This window comes from Sphingomonas sp. BRN-1R (assembly GCF_057748035.1).
The window spans coordinates 2,300,666-2,320,483 of the sequence record NZ_CM173236.1; the positions used below are offsets into that span (position 1 = coordinate 2,300,666).

18 protein-coding genes are annotated in these 19,818 nt (G+C 66.4%); 8 read left to right on the forward strand and 10 right to left on the reverse strand.

Annotated features, from left to right (window positions below):
* Positions 1 to 83: 83 nt before the first annotated feature.
* Genes AC3ANX_RS10510 through AC3ANX_RS10525 form a run of 4 tightly spaced genes read right to left on the reverse strand, consistent with a single transcriptional unit; the run spans position 84 to position 4,613 of the window.
* A complete protein-coding gene (locus AC3ANX_RS10510) occupies positions 84 to 845 on the reverse strand; it encodes a nucleotidyltransferase family protein (protein WP_488333236.1) in 762 nt (253 codons plus the stop codon).
* Positions 842 to 1,810, reverse strand: coding sequence for an aminoglycoside phosphotransferase family protein (locus AC3ANX_RS10515; protein WP_488336927.1), 969 nt, complete (start codon positions 1,808 to 1,810; stop codon positions 842 to 844). Before AC3ANX_RS10515 ends, AC3ANX_RS10510 begins: the two co-directional genes overlap by 4 nt.
* Entirely contained in the window at positions 1,807 to 2,256 is a 450-nt protein-coding gene (tsaE, locus tag AC3ANX_RS10520) for a tRNA (adenosine(37)-N6)-threonylcarbamoyltransferase complex ATPase subunit type 1 TsaE (protein ID WP_488333237.1), read from the reverse strand. The genes AC3ANX_RS10515 and tsaE overlap by 4 nt, the downstream gene beginning before the upstream one ends.
* A complete protein-coding gene (locus AC3ANX_RS10525) occupies positions 2,253 to 4,613 on the reverse strand; it encodes a sensor histidine kinase (RefSeq protein WP_488333238.1) in 2,361 nt (786 codons plus the stop codon). The genes tsaE and AC3ANX_RS10525 overlap by 4 nt, the downstream gene beginning before the upstream one ends.
* A 272-nt stretch (positions 4,614 to 4,885) precedes the next feature.
* Between AC3ANX_RS10525 and AC3ANX_RS10530 the strand changes: the two genes are divergently transcribed.
* Positions 4,886 to 8,086, forward strand: coding sequence for a TonB-dependent receptor domain-containing protein (locus AC3ANX_RS10530; RefSeq protein WP_488333239.1), 3,201 nt, complete (start codon positions 4,886 to 4,888; stop codon positions 8,084 to 8,086).
* 65 nt (positions 8,087 to 8,151) lie between these two features.
* Entirely contained in the window at positions 8,152 to 9,135 is a 984-nt protein-coding gene (locus AC3ANX_RS10535) for a 2OG-Fe(II) oxygenase (RefSeq protein WP_488333240.1), read from the forward strand.
* 54 nt (positions 9,136 to 9,189) lie between these two features.
* Here the strand turns inward: AC3ANX_RS10535 and ahcY are convergent, their stop codons facing one another.
* Entirely contained in the window at positions 9,190 to 10,596 is a 1,407-nt protein-coding gene (gene ahcY / locus AC3ANX_RS10540; protein WP_488333241.1) for an adenosylhomocysteinase, read from the reverse strand.
* Positions 10,597 to 10,774: 178 nt separating this feature from the next.
* On the opposite strand from ahcY, the gene AC3ANX_RS10545 reads away from it, so the two are divergent.
* Together AC3ANX_RS10545 and AC3ANX_RS10550 are read left to right on the forward strand one after the other, a co-directional pair.
* Positions 10,775 to 11,230 carry a carboxymuconolactone decarboxylase family protein gene (locus tag AC3ANX_RS10545; protein ID WP_488333242.1) on the forward strand — a complete coding sequence of 152 codons (456 nt, stop codon included), beginning with the start codon at positions 10,775 to 10,777 and terminating at the stop codon, positions 11,228 to 11,230.
* A 35-nt stretch (positions 11,231 to 11,265) separates the two neighbouring features.
* Positions 11,266 to 12,081: a sigma-70 family RNA polymerase sigma factor gene (locus AC3ANX_RS10550; protein ID WP_488336928.1), complete on the forward strand. Its 816-nt coding sequence runs from the start codon at positions 11,266 to 11,268 to the stop codon at positions 12,079 to 12,081.
* A 10-nt stretch (positions 12,082 to 12,091) separates the two neighbouring features.
* Here AC3ANX_RS10550 and AC3ANX_RS10555 read toward each other — a convergent pair whose 3' ends face one another.
* Positions 12,092 to 12,652, reverse strand: a complete 561-nt coding sequence (locus AC3ANX_RS10555) for a YqgE/AlgH family protein (RefSeq protein WP_488333243.1) — start codon at positions 12,650 to 12,652, stop codon at positions 12,092 to 12,094.
* Positions 12,653 to 12,745: 93 nt separating this feature from the next.
* Between AC3ANX_RS10555 and AC3ANX_RS10560 the strand changes: the two genes are divergently transcribed.
* From AC3ANX_RS10560 to AC3ANX_RS10575, 4 genes are all read left to right on the forward strand, one after another.
* On the forward strand, positions 12,746 to 13,225 hold the full coding sequence (locus AC3ANX_RS10560) for a redoxin family protein (protein WP_488333244.1): 480 nt from the start codon (positions 12,746 to 12,748) through the stop codon (positions 13,223 to 13,225).
* A 71-nt stretch (positions 13,226 to 13,296) separates the two neighbouring features.
* A complete protein-coding gene (locus tag AC3ANX_RS10565) occupies positions 13,297 to 13,647 on the forward strand; it encodes a hypothetical protein (protein WP_488333245.1) in 351 nt (116 codons plus the stop codon).
* A gap of 60 nt (positions 13,648 to 13,707) precedes the next feature.
* Positions 13,708 to 15,153: an AMP nucleosidase gene (locus tag AC3ANX_RS10570; RefSeq protein WP_488333246.1), complete on the forward strand. Its 1,446-nt coding sequence runs from the start codon at positions 13,708 to 13,710 to the stop codon at positions 15,151 to 15,153.
* A gap of 59 nt (positions 15,154 to 15,212) precedes the next feature.
* On the forward strand, positions 15,213 to 15,638 hold the full coding sequence (locus AC3ANX_RS10575) for a hypothetical protein (protein ID WP_488333247.1): 426 nt from the start codon (positions 15,213 to 15,215) through the stop codon (positions 15,636 to 15,638).
* Between the two features lie 49 nt (positions 15,639 to 15,687).
* Here AC3ANX_RS10575 and AC3ANX_RS10580 read toward each other — a convergent pair whose 3' ends face one another.
* From AC3ANX_RS10580 to AC3ANX_RS10595, 4 genes are read right to left on the reverse strand one after another with little or no spacing between them, the layout of a single operon-like run.
* The gene (locus AC3ANX_RS10580; RefSeq protein ID WP_488333248.1) at positions 15,688 to 17,508 is read right to left on the reverse strand and encodes a M2 family metallopeptidase; all 1,821 of its coding nucleotides are present in this window, start codon (positions 17,506 to 17,508) and stop codon (positions 15,688 to 15,690) included.
* Positions 17,509 to 17,561: 53 nt separating this feature from the next.
* Positions 17,562 to 18,323 carry an alpha/beta fold hydrolase gene (locus tag AC3ANX_RS10585; protein WP_488333249.1) on the reverse strand — a complete coding sequence of 254 codons (762 nt, stop codon included), beginning with the start codon at positions 18,321 to 18,323 and terminating at the stop codon, positions 17,562 to 17,564.
* Positions 18,304 to 18,768 (reverse strand): GFA family protein, encoded by a 465-nt coding sequence (locus AC3ANX_RS10590; protein ID WP_488333250.1) that lies wholly within the window; start codon positions 18,766 to 18,768, stop codon positions 18,304 to 18,306. Before AC3ANX_RS10590 ends, AC3ANX_RS10585 begins: the two co-directional genes overlap by 20 nt.
* A 5-nt stretch (positions 18,769 to 18,773) precedes the next feature.
* Entirely contained in the window at positions 18,774 to 19,799 is a 1,026-nt protein-coding gene (locus AC3ANX_RS10595) for an aspartate-semialdehyde dehydrogenase (RefSeq protein WP_488333251.1), read from the reverse strand.
* Between the last annotated feature and the right edge of the window lie 19 nt (positions 19,800 to 19,818).

The following is a 19,818-nucleotide window of genomic DNA, read 5'->3' on the forward strand; positions in this document are numbered from 1 at the left end:
ACCGTTCGTCCCGAGCGAAGTCGAGGGACAAGCGCTGGTCCCTCGACTTCGCTCGGTACGAACGGACGAGAAGCCCGACGGCTTCAGCCATCCGCGAGGATCGCCTCGGTCTTGCCGATCGACGCGGGCGAGCCGACGTCGAACCACAGCCCCTGATGCACCATGCCGTATGCGCGCCCGGCCGTGATCGCACGGTCCCAGAACAGCCGCGTCGAGAACGGCCCCTCCGGCCAGTCGCGGATCACGCGCGGCGACAGGATCTGCACGCCGGTATAGACGAACGGCGCTGGCTTGCCCGGGGTGCGCCAGCCGGTGATGCGGCCATCGGGCGCGAGCCGGAAGTCGCCCTGCCCCTCGTGGTTGTTCGCGCGCGCCAGCGGCACCATGAGCAGCAGCGCGTCCATCCGCGCATCGTCCCACTGTGCGGCGAGCAGGCGGATCGCGTCGGTCGGCCCGTCGATCCACAGATTGTCGCTGTTCGCCACGACGAACGGCTGGTCACCGATCAGGTCGCGTGCGTGAACGAGCCCGCCGCCGGTCTCCATCAACTGGCCACGCTCGTCGGACACGACCACCTCTATGCCGGTCACGCGGTTGCGCAAATGCGCCTCGAGCGCATCGGCGAGATAATGCACGTTGACGATGGCGCGCTTCACGCCGGCCGCGCGCAGACGGTCGAGCACATGGTCGATCAGCGGCTTGCCCGCCACCTCCACCAACGGCTTGGGGCGCGTCGCGGTGAGCGGACGCATACGCTTGCCGAGGCCCGCCGCCATCACCATCGCGGTTTCGGGCACCGCCACCGGTGGCTTCGGACGCAGCGCGAGCGTCTTCTTCGCGGTCATGCGGAGGCCACCACCATGGGATCGCCGCGCATGTCGGCGGGGATGTTGGCGTCGAACCACGCCTTGACCGGGGCGAGATCGGGATGCGCGAGATCGCGGTTGAGATATCCCCATACGCGCGGGCACAGCGTCGGGTAGCGCGGCTTGCCGTCACGCTTCCACAGCCGGGTGAAGATACCGACGATCTTGGCGTTACGCTGCGCGCCGAGCACCCGGTAAGCGGTATCAAAGCGCGCATCCGCACCGGTTGCGGCGCGGTATCGCGCGAGCATCGCCGTCTCCACGCGCTCGGGCACGTCGCGGCGCGCGTCCTGGAGCAGCGAGACGAGATCATAGGCAGGATGCCCGGCGAGCGCGTCCTGAAAGTCGAGCAGACCCAAGCCGCCGCCCTCGAGCAGCATCAGATTCTCGGCGTGATAATCCCGCAGCACCGTAACCGGCGTGCCTTCAAGCGCGACATCGAACACCGCGTCCCACGCGGCGGTGTAGCCCGCGAGGTCGGGGTCGATCCCGACCGCCGGGCAATACCATTCGACCAGCAGGTCGGCCTCGCGGTGCAACACCGCGCGGTCATACGGCGGCACATCGCCGGCGGCGTGTTCGTGAAGATCGACCAGCAGGTCGATCGCGCCCGCATACAGTCCATTCTCGCGCGCAGGCTCGGCATCGGCGGTTTCGCACAAGCGCACGTCGCCGAAATCCTCGAGCAGGACGAGGCCGTGCTCCAGATCGCTGCCGAGGATCGCGGGCGCACGGAAACCACGCTCCGCCAACCAGTTGGCGATGACGATGAACGGCCGCGGATCCTCATGCGGCGGCGGGGCGTCCATCAGCACCGCGCGGCGCGCCGGTTCGACGACACGGAAGTAGCGCCGGAACGACGCATCGCCGGCGAGCGGCTCGATCGCGGCATCGCCCCAGCCGAGCGAGCGGAGAAAATCGCGCGCTTGCGGCGGCGGAATCATGGAAAGGGCCATCGCGCCTTCCATGCCGCCGGCACCTGCGCTGTCAAGCGGCGGCCACCGCTCGTGGTGAAATCGAGCGTCAACGCGAGTGCGTCGGGCCACCAACCGGGCGCGCGATCGGGCCATTCGACGATCAGCACCGAATCGGCGAGCGCCTCGTCGAGCCCGAGTTCCTCGATCTCCTCGGCTTGTTCGATGCGATACAGATCGACATGCAGCACCGGCAGCGCCGTTTCGGGCGGCGCATACGGCTGGACGATCGCGAAGCTCGGACTCGGCGCCTCCCCCTCCAGCCCCAAAGCGGCGAGCAATGCGCGCGCGATGCTGGTCTTGCCCGCGCCGAGCGAGCCGGTCAGCGTGATCACGTCGCCCGCGCGCACCACCGCCGCCAACCGCGCGCCAAACGCCGCGCTCGCAGCGTCATCGGCAAGGTCGAGCACAGTCATCGATTGCGCGGCAGCAGCACGGTGATCGCGGTGCCCTCGCCGGGTTCGGACATCAGCTCGATCGTGCCGCCATGCGCCTCGACGAACTGCCTCGCGAGCGGCAGCCCAAGCCCCAGCGCACGCTCGCCGTCGCGCGTTACTTCGGGCTGGGCGAAGCGATCGAACGCGCGCTCCATGGCCTGTGCGCTCATGCCCGCGCCGTCATCTGACACGACGATCCGCGCCGCGCTCGAATTGCCGTCGACGTGGAGCAGGATGCGCCCGCCCGCCTGCGTACCCGCGACCGCGTGGCGGAGCAGATGCTCGATCACCTGACGAATACGCTTGGTATCGCCGCGCACGATCCCGGCGGAGGGCATCACCTCGACCACGAACTCGAGCCCGCGCCGCTCCACCAGCGTGCCGATCGTCGCCGCCGCCGCGCGCGAGAGCGGCACCAGATCGACCTCGTCGCGCACGACCACGGGCGCGCCGCTGTCGATCTGCGTGAGATCGAGCACATCGTCGATCAGCGCACCCAGTCGCTGCACCGAGTCCATGATCGCCTCGACATAGCTCGCCGCATCGGCGCCGAGCTTACCGCCATAGCCCGCGTTGAGCATCTCCGCGAACCCGCTGATCGAGGTGAGCGGGGTGCGCAGTTCGTAGGACATATTGGCGACGAACGAGGTCTTGACCCGGTCGGCCGCCTCCAGCGCCTCGTTGCGGTCGCGCAAGGCCGTCTCGATCCGCCTGCGGTCGGTGGTATCGAGCATCGTGAACAGCCCGTTGCCATCGGGCAGCGGCACCGCCGCGAATTCGAAATAGCGCCCGTCCGCGAAGCGCACCTGCCCGCCGCGCTGCTGCCGCTCGACCGTGGCGGCGCGGACCAGCTCGCCGATCAGCGCCGCGCGATCCGGGTTGGCGAGCCGCGATGCCGCCACCTCCGCCAGCGCATCGACACGCGGATGCGTGGCGAGGAACGCCTCCTCGAAATCCCACAAGGTGCGGAACTTGTTGTTCCACAGTTGCAACCGCCCGTTCGCGGCAAACACGCCAAGCGCCTCGAACAGATTGTCGAACGTCGCCGTGCGCACGCGCAGCAGCGTATCCATGCCGCTGGCCAGTTGAACCTGCTCAGTGCGATCCTCGAAGATCAGCAGCAGCCCGCCATCGGGAAGCGGCTGTGCGACCACGCGCAAATGGACGCCGCCGGGCAGATGCCATTGCTCCTCAAGCCCGCCGCTCGTCGCGACGAACCACGCGCGCCGCTCCGCCTTCCAGCCGGGAAAATCCCGCACTTCGGGCAGCCGGTTCGCCTCGCGCATGCGTTCGAGCACGCGGTCGAACTCGGGCGCATCGGCGAGCCACTCGCTCTCGATCCCGAAGATACGCTGGAACGGCTGGTTGAAGAAGGTCAGCGCGCGGTCGGTCCCAAACTGGGCGACGCCCGCCGACAGGCGATCGAGCGTGGCGCGCTCCGTCTCGCCGAGCCGCTTGATCGTCGCGCGCGCCTGTTCGAGATCCTCGACATCGACCGCGAAGCCGGCGACGCCGCCGTCGGGCATCGGCACGTCATAGACGCGCAGCATCCGCCGCTCGCCCTTGATCGTGGCGGGCATCGCCTTGACCTGGAGCCGGGCGCTCTCGCGCGCCGCCACTGCACCCGCGAGCGGACCGCCCAACCCGCCGCCCTCGACCAGTTCGAGCCCACGCGTGACGGCATCCTCGGGGTCGGCGGCGTCGACCGCATCGGCATAGTGGCTGTTGACCATGCCAAGGCGCATGTCGGGGCCGCGATACCACATCGGCATCGGTGCGGCCTGGATCAGCCCGGTCAGCACGTCGAATGCGCGGTGCGCGCCCTCGACCTCCTCGCGCAACCGCTCGATCTCGGCGAGGCTGTCGGTCGCGTCGAACAGCCACAGCACCACTCCGCCCGGCGCGCGCAGATCGGTGGCCGCCTTGGCGCCGCGCACCAGCAAGGCACGCGCGGCGCCGCGCGCCCGCACCGAGCGCGAGAACGGCCGCCCCGCCTTCTGCGCGGCCGCGATATCCTCGGCGAGGCCCCGCGCGTCGGCAGGGTCGAGCCCGCCCTCGCCAGCCGTGCCGAGATCGGCAAGGTAGCGCGGCGGACTGGCCAGCCCGAGCCATTCGCCCAGCCGGTCCGGCGCGTCGATCCGGCCGTCCGCGCGCACGATCACGACGAGCGCGGGCGAGGATGCCACCAGTGCGGCCAGCCGCGCATTGTCCGCCACCGCCTCCGCAGCCTCGCGCCGGGCGCGCAGACCGACGTAGAGCGTCCACGCGGTCGCGACGACGAACGCCGCCAGCACCGCCCCCGACAGCACCAGCCCGGAAACACTCGTCGCGTTCATTGATGATGTTCGTTGTTTGGCGCCATGTCCGGGTATCCCTCGCACATGATCCCTAGCGTGCGCTCCGGCCAAGGCAAAGCCCGCTCGCTTCCGAACACCAGCCGGGCCGACCCATCCTTGCAGCGGAGGTGACTTAGTTGAGTATCACGCAGAAATAATGTTGCTTTTTTGTAACACATATTTGCGGAACGGACCCTGAACCTGAACATCGCTTGAACGCTGCCAAAATTGCGGCAGATTGTGTCATCGCAGAAATAAAAGGGGTGTAAGCAATGCGTTCTCTCAAATTCCTCGCATCGAGCGCGCTTGGGTCGGCCGCTTTCCTCGGCGGCCTCGTCATCGCAGGGCCGGCGAGCGCGCAGGATCAGCAGACACAGTCGCCGGTCGCCACGCAGGACGAGCAGCCCGCCGCAGGCACGCAGGCGCCAGCGAACGAGGATGCCACCGACGTCGTCGTCACCGGCAGCCGTATCGTGTCGCCCAACCTGATCTCGGTTTCGCCGATCACCTCGGTGACGGGCGAACAGCTCCAGCAGACCGGCGGCGTTTCGATCGGCGACGTGCTGAACAACCTGCCGCAGGTCGCCAACACCTTCAGCCAGTCGAACTCGACCCGCTTCCTCGGCACTGGCGGCCTCAACCTGATCGATCTCTATAGCCTCGGTTCGCAGCGCACGCTCGTGCTCGTCAACGGCCGCCGCCACGTCGGCGCGGACATCCTCAACAACGCGGTGTCGGTCGACATCAACACGCTGCCGACCGACCTGATCGAGCGCGTCGACATTCTGACCGGCGGCGAGTCGGCCGTTTATGGTTCGGATGCGATCGCCGGCGTCGTAAACTTCGTGCTGAAGGACCATTTCGACGGGCTGCAGGCCCACGCACAGGGCGGCGTCAGCAGCCGTGGCGCGGCGGGCGCTTATTACGCCAGCATCCTTGCCGGCAAGAACTTCGCGCAGGATCGCGGCAACATCGCGATCGACCTCGAATATGCGCGTCAGAACCAGTATCTCGCATCGGATACCTCGGCCTTCTCGCAAACCAACGGCTTCGTGACGACCGATACCGACCCGGCCGGCCTGACCGGCGGCAGCGACGGCATTCCCGATCGCACCTTCATGCGCGACATCCGCTCGGCAACGATCTCGCTCGGCGGCAACATCCTGTTCCCACAGTCGAACACGGGCGCCGGCATCTGCGGCAAGGACAAGAACGGCCTCGCCTTTTCGTGCGGCTACGTCTTCAATCCGGACGGAACGCTGGTGCCGCAGACCGGCACGCGCGTCGGCCTTGGCCCCAACGGGTCGTTCATCGGCGGTAACGGCACCACCAATCGCGAGGGCGACCTCGTCCAGATGCTGCCGAAGCTGGACCGCTATTCCGCGAACCTGGTCGGTCACTTCGAGATTTCGCCGGCACTCGTGCCGTTTATCGAGGCGAGCTACGTCCGCACTGAATCGTATAGCTCGGGCGGTTCGGGTCCAGCGTTCTTCCAGGGTCAGACGATCGACGGCTTCTACGAGGATCCGGAACTCAACAACCCGTTCCTGAGCACGCAGGCACGCACGTTGATCACGCAGCAGATCCTCGCCAGCGGGTTGAATCCCAACTTCCCCACCACCAAGGTTGCCTTGACCGCGGCAGACCGTGCCGCGATCGCAGACGGCTCGTTCCGCTTCCCGCTGCGCGAGAACCTGCTCGATCTCGGCTCGCGGTCGGAAGCTGCCAGGCGCGAGACGTTCCGCATCGTCGGCGGCCTGCGTGGTACGTTCAACACCGACTGGAAGTACGAAGTGTCCGCCAACTACGGCGAGTTCGACGAGCGTACCAAGGTGCTGGGCAACCTGAACCAGCAGCGTTTCCTGCTCGCGATGGACGCACAGCGCAACGCTGCCGGCCAGATCGTCTGCGGCTCGCAGATCGATCCAAGCCGTGCGTATGACGATTTCGGCGGCCATCCCGCCACGCTCGCGGCCGATATCGCGGCGTGTCAGCCGTTCAACCCGTTCGGCTACGGCGCGGTCTCGCAGGCGGCGAAGAACTACGTGCTCCAGGACACGATCGCCCGCGGCAAGATCACCCAGCTCGATCTGCTCGGCTCGATCACCGGCAGCACGCGCAGCTTCTTCAATCTGCCAGGCGGCCCGATCGGCTTCTCGTTCGGTGGCGAATACCGGCGTGAGACCAACTTCTTCAAGGAAGACCCGCTCGTCTCGCAAGGCTACACGTTCTACAACGCCATCCAGGACTACACGCCGCCCGCGTTCGCGGTGAAGGAAGCGTTCGGCGAAGTCAGCGTGCCGTTCCTCAAGGATATCTTCCTCATCAAGGAACTGACCGCGACGGGCGCGTTCCGCGTGTCCGATTATCGCGGTGCTGCCGGTACGGTGTGGGCGTATAACGCTGGCGTCACCTATTCGCCGGCTGCGGACCTATCGTTCCGCGCATCCTACTCACGGTCGGTGCGTGCGCCGAACCTGCAGGAACTGTACGCGCCGCAGCAGCAGAACTTCGCTCCTGGCTTCAGCGATCCCTGCGCAGCCCGCCAGATCGGCGAGGGCACCCAGTACCGAGCCGCAAACTGCGCCGCGGCCGGCATCAACACCGGAGGCGCCACGCCGTTCGACTATATCTATCAGTCGTCGTTGCAGATCCTGAGCGGAGGCAACCCGGATCTGAAGGCGGAAACGTCGGACTCGTACACCTACGGCGTCGTAGTCCAACCGCATTGGGTGCGCGGCCTGTCGATCACGGTCGATTACTACAACATCAAGGTGAACAACGTCATCACGACGGTCGACGCGCAAACCATCGCCAACCAGTGCTACGATTCGCCGTCGCTGAGCAATCCGTTCTGCGGATCGTTCCAGCGCGACAACGCACAGGGCAGCATCACCGGCACGCCGTTCCGCATCATCGAGGGCAGCCTGCTCGCCAGCTCGCTCAACTATGCGCAATACCATACGCGCGGCCTGAACACCGCCGTCACCTATGCACACAGCATCGGCGACAACATGCGCGTCAACGCGCGTGCGATCTGGACGCATCAGTTCGAGAACACCACGTTCACCGATCCGACCGATCCGACCTACGGCGACACGATCGTCGGCGAGATCGGCTCGCCCAAGGATCAGTTCAACATCAACCTCGATTATTTCGTGGGCAAGTTCTTCGTAAACTACGAAGGGCGCTATCTGTCGCGCCAGACGGTCGACGCGTATGAAAACCTGAACAGCTTCGAGGGTCGGCCTGCGCAGAACCTCGATTACGCAAACTACAATTACTATCAGGCGGTCATGTACCACGACATTCGCGTCGGCGTGAACATCAAGAAGGACACGATGTTCTACGTCGGCGTCGATAACGTCACCGACAAGCTGCCGCCGCTGGGTTCGACCGGCATCGGTGGGGGCACCGGCATCTTCGACAACAAGGGCCGTTACTTCTACTCGGGCGTGAAGCTGAACTTCTGATCGCCACGATCATCCCACTACGAGGGGCCGGTGTCACCGGCCCCTTTTTTATGTAAGCCGTACCGATGGTTGCACCCTACGCCGGTCCGCCCTGGAACGCATTGTTGTCGGCGGGACGCACCGCCGAGGCAGTCGCGCTGCTGGAGCGTCATATCGCGGCCGACGATGCGACGGCGTGCTTCCGCCTCGCCGGGCTGCTGTTGATCGGTGCGGTGATCCCGCGCGATATGTTGCGCGCGCGCGATCTGCTGCGGCAGGCGGTGCGGATCGGGCATGTCGATGCCGCGCTGCTCGACATCGCGCTGACCGCCAACGGCAGCGGCGGTCCCGCATCCTGGCCGGCGGCGCGGGCGCTGCTCGACCGCGCGGCGCTGGGCGATCCGGTCGCGGCGTCTCAGCGCGATCTGCTCGCGGCGATGGACCTCACCGACGATGGTCGGCCGGCCAGCCCGCTGTCGCCGGCGATATTGTCAGAAGCCCCGCACGTCCTCCGCTTCGAACGGCTGTTCACCCCGGCGGAGTGCGCGCACATCGCGCGTACGTCCGGCGATCTGCTCGAACCGGCGATGGTGGTCGATCCCGTCACCGGGCGGGGGCGGCCGCATCCGATCCGTACCTCCGACGCAGCGGTGATCGGGCCGGCGCGCGAGGATCTCGTCATCCGCGCGCTCAACCACCGCATCGCGGCGATCAGCGGCACCGACACCGATCAGGGCGAGGCGCTCACCGTGTTGCGCTACCGGCCCGGCCAGCAGTACCGCCCGCATCTCGACACGATCGCGCAGACGCACAACCAGCGCGTGCTGACCGTCATCGTCTATCTGAACGACGGCTTCACCGGCGGGGAGACGGTGTTCGCCGCAACCGGGCTGACGATCCGCCCCAGAGCGGGCGACGCGATCCTGTTCGCCAACACGCTCGCCGGCGGCGCGCCCGACCCGGCATCGCAGCACGCGGGCCGGCCGGTGGTGCAAGGCGTCAAATGGATCGCGACCCGTTGGATCCGCGCGCGCGCGTTCGATCCGTGGACTGGCCCGGAAGCCGTATAAAGAAAGGGGCCGCGGTTTCCCGCAGCCCCTTTCCGGTCACGCTAAGCGCAAACCTTAGTAGCGGTAGTGGTCCGGCTTGAATGGGCCTTCGACCGGCACGCCGATGTAATCGGCTTGCTTCTGCGACAGCGTCGTCATCTTCACGCCGAGCTTCTCGAGGTGCAGCGCCGCGACCTTCTCGTCGAGGTGCTTGGGCAGGACGTACACGTCGTTGCCGTAGTTCTCGGCCTTGGTGAACAGCTCGATCTGTGCCAGCGTCTGGTTGGTGAAGCTCGCCGACATCACGAACGACGGGTGCCCAGTCGCGTTGCCGAGGTTGACCAGACGGCCCTTCGACAGGACGATGATCTGCTTGCCATCGGGGAACTCGACGAGATCGACCTGCGGCTTCACCTCGGTCCACTTGTAGTTCGACAGCGCCGAAATCTGGATCTCGCTATCGAAGTGGCCGATGTTGCAGACGATCGCCATGTTCTTCATCGCCTTCATGTGATCGGCGGTGATGACGTCGGCATTGCCGGTGGCGGTGACGAAGATGTCCGAACGGGTAACCGCCTCTTCCATCGTCACGACCTCGAAGCCCTCCATCGCCGCCTGAAGCGCGCAGATCGGGTCGATCTCGGTGACGAGAACGCGCGCGCCGCCATTGCGGAGCGACTGGGCCGAGCCCTTGCCCACGTCACCGAAGCCGGCGACGGTGGCGACCTTGCCGGCGAGCATCACGTCGGTGCCGCGACGGATCGCGTCGACCAGCGATTCCTTGCAGCCGTAGAGGTTGTCGAACTTCGACTTGGTGACGCTGTCGTTGACGTTGATCGCCGGGAACGGCAGCTCGCCCTTCTTCGAGATCGCGTACAGGCGATGGACGCCGGTGGTGGTCTCTTCCGACACGCCCTTGATGTTCTTGACCGTCTCGGTGAGGTAGCCCGGCTTCTTGGCGATGAACGCCTTGAGCGCGCGCTGCATCTCGACCTCTTCCTCGTTCTCGGGCTCGGGCATGGTCTGGCCGGCTTCGAGCTTGGCGCCCCACAGCGCGAACATCGTCGCGTCGCCGCCATCGTCGAGGATCATGTTGCAGGTCTCGTCGCCCCAATCGAAGATCGAGCCGACATAGTCCCAGTAATCCGCGAGGCTCTCGCCCTTGATAGCGAACACCGGCACGCCCGACGCGGCGATCGCGGCAGCGGCATGGTCCTGCGTCGAGAAGATGTTGCAGGTCGCCCAGCGCACGTCGGCGCCGAGCGCGGTCAGCGTCTCGATCAGCACGGCGGTCTGGATCGTCATGTGCAGCGAGCCGGTGATGCGCGCACCCTTCAGCGGCTGCGACACGCCGAATTCCGAACGGAGCGCCATCAGGCCCGGCATCTCGGTTTCGGCGATGTTGATCTCGGCGCGGCCGTAATCGGCTAGGGCGATGTCGGCGACGACATAGTCGTTCTTGCGGTCGAGTACGGTGGCCACGTGGGGAATCTCCAGATTACGCGGTTGATGGCGGCCCCGTAGCGCGGCTTGCCCGGCGGATCAAACATAAAGATATCTTTATATGTCGGCGCGGCGGAAAATTCGTCGCGCCATGTCACATCCGGCCGCGCCGTCTCGTCAGGCTTGCATCAACCGCAAGATGCAAAGGAACCTGACGATGACCGCACGCCTGAACTACATGGCCGCCGCTCCCGAACTGATGAAGGCGTGGTTCGCCTTTTCCAATCAGGTCGCGGCGAGTGGCCTCGAAAAGCCGCTGGTCGAACTGGTCAAGATCCGCGCCTCGCAGATCAACGGCTGTGCGAACTGCCTCAACATGCACACCTATGAAGCGCGGCAAGCGGGCGAGACCGAGCAGCGCATCGCCCTTCTCGCCGCCTGGCAAGAGGCGCCGGTGTTCACCCCGCGCGAGCGCGCCGCGCTCGACTGGACCGAGCATCTGACGCAGGTTGCGACCAGCCGCGCACCCGATCGGGTGTATAGCGCACTGGAAGCGCAGTTCAGCGAGGAGGAACAGGTGAAGCTGACTATGGCGATCATCGTCATCAACGGCTGGAACCGCGTTGCGATCGGCTTCGACATGTTCGATCCGAGCTACGGCTGGAAGGCGTGAGCGCCGATGCAGCCACGTTCGATGCGCAGCGGCCGATGCTGCTGCGTGTCGCCTACCGCATGCTCGGCTCGCTCGCCGATGCCGAGGATGTGGTGCAGGACGCGTGGCTGCGCTGGACCGCGACAGAGCGCGCGGCGGTGCAGGTGCCCGCTGCCTTCCTGCGCCGCGTGGTGACGCGGCTGTGCCTCGATCACCTCAAGTCGGCGCGGGTGCGGCGCGAGGCGTATGTCGGCGAATGGCTGCCCGAGCCGCTAGTCGAGGACGAGCCCGACGACGACGTGACCTTGCCGCTGATGCTCGCGCTCGAACGGCTCTCGCCGCTGGAGCGCGCGGCCTTCCTGCTCCACGACGTGTTCGGCGAAAGTTTCGAATCGGTGGCCGGGACGCTCGATCGGGACGCCGCCGCCTGCCGCCAACTCGCCGCGAGGGCGCGCGCGCATGTCCGCAACGAACGGCCGCGCTTCCCGGTCGAGCCCGGCCACGGGCTGGAGATCGCGCAGGCGTTCTTCGCGGCGGCGCGCGGCGGTGAGATCGCACGGCTCGGCACGCTGCTCGCGGGCGATGCGGCGATGTATTCGGACGGCGGCGGCAAGCGCCCGGCGGTGGCGCGCGTGATCCGCGGGCCAGACGAGATCGTGCGCACCCACGCGGCGCTCGCGCGACTGGCACAAGGGGCGACGGCAGAGCTGTTGCGCTACACGACGATCAACGGCCTGCCCGGCTTCATCACCCGCGAGCGCGACGGGATCGTTCAGACCACCGCGCTGCTGATCGAGGGCGGGCTGGTCCGCGCGATCTACATCATGCGCAATCCGGACAAGCTGGGTCATCTCGCGCACCTGAACAGCTAGGCGATGCGCATCACGCCCGCCCGGTTTCGCTCCCCAACATACGCGGATCGATGCCGATGCGCTTGAACCCGTTTTCCCAGCGGTCCTCGGCGGCGTTGCCGAACAGAAGATCGGCGTCGGCGGGTGCATTGAACCAGCCGTGGCGGGTCAGTTCGCTCTCGAGCTGCCCCGCACCCCAGCCGGCATAGCCGAGTGCGACGAGCCACCGGGCCGGCCCCTTCGCCTCGGCGATGGCGCGCAGCACGTCGATCGTGCCCGACAGCGACCAGCGCCCGGCGACGTCGATCGTGTCCTGCCCACCCCAGTCGGGCGTATGCAGCACGAAGCCGCGCTGCGGCTCGACCGGCCCGCCGAAATGGACCGGCGCATCGGGTGCGACGCCGGGCTCGATCTCGAACTGGGCGAGCAATTCATGCAGGCCGAGATCGGCGATCACCGCGCCCGTGCCGATGCCGACTGCGCCATGCTCGTCATGCGCGCACATCGCGATCGCCGCGCGTTCGAAGCGCGGGTCGCCGATGCCGGGAAGCGCGAGCAGCAACTGCCCGGTGAGGAAGACCGTCGAATCCATTGCCCGCGATCATAGCCGGCGATCCGCGCGCGTCACGCTTGAAATGCCACGCCCAAGCGCCGATCAGGGCACGTCCATCATCCGGAGATTCCCATGACGATCAGCGTCGGCGACCGTATCCCCAACGTCACCCTCACCAAAGTCACCGCAGACGGCCCCGATCAGGTCGCCTCGCAGGAGTATTTCGCCGGCCGCAAGGTCGCTCTGTTCTCCGTGCCCGGCGCCTATACGCCGACCTGCTCGGCGCGCCACCTGCCCGGCTTCATCGAAAAGGCGGATGCGCTGAAGGCGAAGGGCGTGGACGAGATCGCCTGCACCGCCGTCAACGACGCGTTCGTGCTGGCGGCGTGGAGCAAGGATGCGCACGCGGACGGCATCACCATGCTGGCGGACGGCAGCGCCGATCTCGCCACCGCGCTTGGCCTGACGATGGATGCGGCCAAGTTCGGCATGGGCACGCGCGGCCAGCGCTTCTCGATGTTGGTCAACGATGGCGTCGTTGAACAGCTCAACGTCGAGGCACCCGGCGAATTCAGGGTCTCGACCGCCGAATATCTGCTCGACCAGCTCTGAGAAACCGTTGCGGTCATGGAACGCCCTTGCGCACGGTCCGTTGAGGGCGTGAAGCAAAGGAGGGTTGTTCCATGACCGAAGCTACCACCGAAGCCACCAACACCACCGAAACCGGCGGCACCACGTCGATCCTCGAATCGGCGACCACCACTGCGCAGGACGCCGCCAAGACCGCCACGACCGCCGCGCAGGATGCGGCGAAAACCGTCGCCGACACCTCCGCTTCGCTGTTCACGCAGGCGAAGGATGCGATCGGCCAGGCGGTCGAAACCACGATCGAGGCGGTGAAGGAGCATCCGCTCGCCGCCGCAGCGATCGGCGCGGGCGTCGCCGCGACGGTCGCGGGCGCCGCGCTCGGCGTATCGAAGCTGCTTGAGGAAGACGAGCCCGCCGGCACCGGCAAGGCCAAGGCGAAAGCCTGAACCCGGCACGCGCCGTTACGCTGTCTTGCCAGCGTAACGGCGCTGTTCTAGCCCCGGTGGATGACGACAACCGCATCCGCCGCCGAAATCGTTGCCGAACTCGATCGGCTCTACACTGCCTCAGTCGAGCGCCTTCAGGCCGCGCTCACCGCGTTCCTCGATTCCGGCGCGGTGCCCGATGCCGCCAGCCGGCACGACGGCAGCTTCGCCTACCCGGAAATCCACGTCCGCTATAACGGTGGGGCGACCACCGCGCCGCCGCGATCGTTTGGCCGGCTCGTGTCGGCAGGCGACTATCGCATCAGCGTCACTAAACCCGCGATCTTCGCCGACTATCTGGTCGAGCAGCTCACGCTGCTGATCGAGGATTACGACGTCTCGGTCGAGGCGGTCGAGGGGCGGCAGGAAATCCCCTTCCCCTATGTGATCGATTCCGGCCATGCGCTGCGGCTCGACACCGTATCGACTGCCGAGCTGTCGCGGCATTTCCCCGCGACCGAGCTTGCCTATATCGGCGACGAGATCGCCGACGGCCTCTACACGATCACCGACGAGATCCGCCCCCTCGCGCTGTTCGACGGGTTGCGCACCGATTTCTCGCTGGCACGGCTGCGGCATTACACCGGCACACCGCCCGAGCATGTCCAGCGCTTCGTTCTGTTCACCAACTACCACCGCTATGTCGATGAATTCATTCGCTGGGCGTTCGATCAGCTCGGCGAAGGCAGCCGCTTCATCGGTCTGTCCGGCGCGGGCGGCCGGATGTTGCAGGCCGGTGATGACGTCGAGGCGTTCATGGCCGACACGAGCGCGTGGCGGCGCCATCAGATGCCCGCCTATCACCTGATGGCGGCGGACGGCACCGGCATCACTCTGGTCAACATCGGCGTCGGCCCGGCCAATGCCAAGACGATCTGCGACCATCTCGCGGTGCTGCGCCCCGAAGCGTGGCTGATGATCGGGCATTGCGGCGGCCTGCGCCCGAGCCAGCGGATCGGCGACTATGTGCTCGCCCACGCCTATCTGCGCGACGACCATGTGCTCGACGACGTGCTGCCGCCAGAGATCCCGGTGCCCGCCATCGCCGAGGTCCAGCTCGCGATGGCACGCGCGGCCGAGACGATCTCGGGCCAGTCGGGCGAGGAACTCAAGCGGCGGCTGCGGACTGGCACGATCGTCACTACCGACGATCGCAACTGGGAATTGCGCTATTCGAAGTCGGCGCTGCGCTTCTCGCTGAGCCGGGCGGTCGGTATCGACATGGAGAGCGCGACGATCGCGGCGCAAGGCTATCGCTTCCGCGTGCCCTATGGGACGCTGCTGTGCGTGTCGGACAAGCCGCTGCACGGCGAACTGAAGCTGCCGGGGCAGGCTAACCGCTTCTACGAGCGTGCCATCGCCGAGCATCTGAAGATCGGCATTGAGGCGTGCGAGGAACTGCGCCGTGAAGGTGCCAAGCTCCATTCGCGCAAGCTGCGCGCGTTCAACGAGCCGCCGTTCCGTTAAATTTCGCAACCGTCACGGGTTCCATGCGTTACGGCCGCTCAACGATATAGGATCGAGCTATGGCCGACGACGAAACTTCGAAGCCCGAGACCGCGACCAAAACGCGCGGACGCAAGCCCGCCGCCACGTCGACGGCGCCGAAAGCCGCGCCCAAGGCGGCGACGGCCAAGGCCGCCGCCAAGCCTGCTCCCGCCAAGAAGGCGTCGCCTGCGAAGAAGTCCGCACCCGCCAGCACCAGAAAGCCCGCTACGCGCGCCAAGACGCCCGCGAAGGCCAAGTCCACTCCGAAGACCGCTACGCGCTGGCCCGCCATCGCGGGCGGCGCGGTCGCGGCTGTAGCAGCCGCGGGTGCGGCGGTGTTCGCGCTGCGCAAGCCCAAGGCGGTCGAAGGTCTGGTCGACAAGGTTCAGGATGCGGTCGGCATGGGCAAGGACGCGACGGCCGAGACCAAGACCGACACCGACACGGCAAAGCCCACCGCCTGATCCTCCGCGCTGCCGCCCCGCGCCCTCGCGCGGGGCGGCAGGTGAGGCGTTACCAGCCGCTCGGATGCCCCTTGTTCTGCTGGTCGAGCCAGGTCTTCAGCGGCGCGAAATAGTCGACCATCGCCTGCCCCGACATCTCGCGGCTGCCGGTGAACGCCTGCAACGCATCGGGCCAGGGCTTCGATTGCCCCATCGCCAGCATGGTGTTCAGCTTCGCGCCGACCTGCTTGTTGCCGTAGAAAGAACAGCGGTGCAGCGGCCCGGTCCAGCCCGCCTGCTTGCACGCCGCCTCGTAGAACTGGAACTGGAGCAACCGCGCGAGGAAATAGCGCGTGTACGGCACGCTCGCGGCGACGTGCATCTTCGCGGCGGGATCGAACTTGCTCTCGTCGCGCGCCACCGGCGGGACGACGCCCTGATAGTGCAGGCGCAGGTCGTTCCACGCCTTCTCATACTGGCTTTCCGGGATCTTGCCGGAGAAGACCTCCCACCGCCATTTGTCGATCAGCAGCCCGAACGGCAGGAACGCGACCTTGTCCATCGCCTGCCGTAGCAGCAGGCCGATATCCTTGTCCGGGCTCGGCACGTGCGCAGGATCGAGCAGGCCGATCTTCACCAGATAGTCCGGTGTGATCGACAGCGCGATGAAGTCACCGATCGCCTCATGGAAGCCGTCGTTCGCGCCGTTCTCGTACAGGAACGGCTTGGTGTTATAGGCGCGCTGGTAGAAGTTGTGCCCCATCTCGTGGTGGATGGTGGTGAAATCGTCCGAATTCACCTTGGTGCACATCTTGATGCGCAGATCGTCCTTGTTGTCGACGTCCCATGCCGAGGCGTGGCACAGCACCTCGCGATCGGCGGGTTTGACGATCTGCGAGCGTTTCCAGAACGTCTCCGGCAGCGGGCGGAAGCCGAGCGAGGTGTAGAAACCCTCGCCGGTCCTGAACATCTTGATCGGGTCATAGCCTTTGGCCTTGAGCAGATCGCCGACGTCGTAGCCGAGATCGCCCGCACCCTTAGGCGCCACCACGTCGTAGATATTGCCCCATTCCTGCGCCCACATGTTGCCGAGCAGATCGGCGCGGATCGGCCCGGTCTTGGCCTGCACCGCGTCGCCATACTTCTCGTTGAGCTTCCAGCGGACATAGGTGTGGAGCGCGACATATAACGGCTCGACTTGCTTCCACAGCGTGTCGGTAAGCGCGGCGAACTGGTCGGGCGGCATGTCGTAACCCGAACGCCACAGCGCGCCGGTATCGGCGAAGCCGAGCTGCTTTGCGCCCTGGTTGGCGATCACCACCTGCCGCGCGAAGTCCTTGCGCATCGGCGCGCCGACCTGATCGTGCCAGCTGACCCACATCTCCTTTAGCTTGGCGGGGTCGCGCGTGGTGCCCATCGCCGCCTCGATATCGCTGCCGTTGATCGGCTTGCCGTCGAGCGTGCCTTTGCCCTTGCCGTATTCGGATGACATACGCGTGACGATGGTCGACAATTCGGTCGCCGCGCCCGGCGTGGTCGGCGCGGGCAGCGTCAGGCCGCCGCGTAGCAGGTCGAGCTTGCGCTTGGTGTCGAACGACAGGCCGGGCAGGCTCGCGAAGGGTGCCGCGCCGAGCGCGTATTTCACCTGCATTTCGGTGCTCTCGGCCCCGAAACGCGCGGCGATCGCATCGCTGTCGTCGGTGATGTAGGTCTCGTTGATCCAGGTGGCCTGTTGCGTCGGCGTCGAGAAATCGGCGAGCGCCTTTTCGGCATCCGCGACGAAGGCGTCGGCCTGTGCGGGCGTCGGCTTGGGTGCGGCAGTCTGGGCGAGCGCGGGGCTTGCCGCGAGCGCAAGCGCCAGCGCGGCGGTGGAGATACCGAAGCGGTTCATGATCGTCCCTTTTATCTATCGATGCGACAGACTGTGGCGCATCTCGGCCCCGGTCAAGCCGCGAGGAAGTCAGCAATTTCCTGGCCGAGTTCGGGCTTCATCACCGCGCTCATATGGTTGCCGGGGATTTCGCGAAACGCGCCGTTGGGCAGTGCCATCGCCAGTTCCGCGCCAGAGCCGTTGTCATCGTCATCCACCCCGGTCAGCACCAGCGCGGGGGTGGCGATCGCGGCGATCGACGCCGGCGGCGTGTCGACGAACGTGTCGAGGATGCGCAGCAGCGCCGCCGGGTCGCCCTTGGTGGTCTTGAGGAAGGCCTCGGTCATCCACTCGTTGGTGCCGCGCTCGAAGCTGCCGAGGTTGGTGAGGACGTGGCGGAAGTAGCGCCCACGGCCATGCGTGTCGATGATGCCCTGATAGCCCATGCCCGACAGCACCGCCCGGCGCGGGCGCGCGCCATTAGCGAGCATCCGCATCGTCGTGCGTCCCCCCAGCGAATAGCCGGCGAGATCGTAGTCGGTCAGCCCGAGATGCTCGACCAGGGCGAAGCCGTCGCGCATCAGCACATCGGGCGGGTAGCTGGCGGCGTCATGCGGCTTGGCGCTGCTGCCGTGCGCGCGCAGATCGGGCATGACGACGCGAAAGCCGCGCGCGGCGATCAGCGCGGCATGGCCGTAGCGGATCCAGTTGGTGAACGCGTCGGAGAAATAGCCGTGGATCAGGACGACCGGCCGCCCCTCGCCAACTTCGCGCCACGCGAGGCGCGCGCCATCGAAACTGTGGAAAAACTGCGGTTCAATCGGGGAGCTTGCCAACGGCGTCCATCCAGCGGTTCGAGGTCGAGGGGTTATCCTCGCTCCTTATCCGCGGCAAAGCGTGCGTGTCGAGCCACGCTTCGTGCAGGCTTTCGGCGGCGAAATGGTGGCGCGGCACGAACCGACCGGGCTGGTCGAAACTGCCGACGGTGAGATCCATCGTCTCGTCGGGCGCGATAAACTCGAAGGTGAGCGGCGTGCCGCAATCCCGGCAGAAACCGCGATGCGCAATCAGCGAGGAGCGGAACCGCTCCGGCTCGTGCGTCGTCCATTCCAGATCGGCGATCCGCACGCTCTTGAACGCGATCGACACGCCTCCGGTGGCGCGCTGGCACATCCGGCAATGGCAGAGATACGCATCGTCGCTGTCGACCGCGACCGCGTAGCGGATGCGTCCGCACTGGCAGCCGCCGGTCATTCTGGTCGAAGATCCGGCGGCGTCCATCGTCCTCAATCCTTCTGTAACGCGCGCCGGCCGAGCAGCTCGGCGATCTGCACCGCGTTGAGCGCGGCGCCCTTGCGCAGATTGTCGCTCACGCACCACAACGACAGACCGTTCTCGACGGTCGGGTCTTCGCGCACGCGGCTGATGAAGGTGGCATATTCGCCGACGCACTCGACCGGCGTGACGTAGCCGCCGTCCTCGCGCTTATCGACCAGCATCACGCCGGGGGCTTCGCGCAGGATTTTCTGCGCGTCCTCGGCGGAGAGTTCGTTCTCGAACTCGATGTTGATCGCTTCCGAATGGCCGACGAACACCGGCACGCGCACGCAGGTGGCATGGACCTTGATCCTGGTGTCGAGGATCTTCTTGGTTTCGACCACCATCTTCCATTCTTCCTTGGTCGAACCGTCGTCGAGGAAGCTGTCGATGTGCGGGATCACGTTGAAGGCGATCTGCTTGGTGAACTTCTTGGGCTCTGCGCTGTCGCCGACAAAGATGTTGCGGCTCTGCTCGAACAGCTCGTCCATGCCAGCCTTGCCCGCGCCCGACACCGACTGATAGGTCGCGACGACGACACGCTTGATCTTCGCGGCATCATGGAGCGGCTTCAGCGCGACGACCATCTGCGCGGTCGAGCAGTTCGGGTTGGCGATGATGTTCTTGGCGCGATAGCCTTCGATCGCCTCCGGGTTCACCTCGGGCACGATCAGCGGCACGTCCGGGTCCATGCGGTAGAGCGACGAATTGTCGATCACCGTGCAGCCCGCGGCGGCGAAGCGCGGCGCGTGGATCTTGGTCGCGTCCGAGCCGATCGCGAACAGCGCCATGTCCCAGCCGGTCGGGTCGAAATGCTCGATGTTCTGGATCTTGAGCTTCTTGCCGGTCTCGCCGAAATCGACCTCGTCGCCCTGGCTGCGCGACGAGGCGACGACGGCGATCTCGTCCGCCGGAAACTCGCGCTCCGCCAAGATGTTGAGCATTTCGCGCCCGACATTGCCGGTGGCGCCTGCGACGACTACGCGATAACCCATGATCTTCTCCAATGCGGGC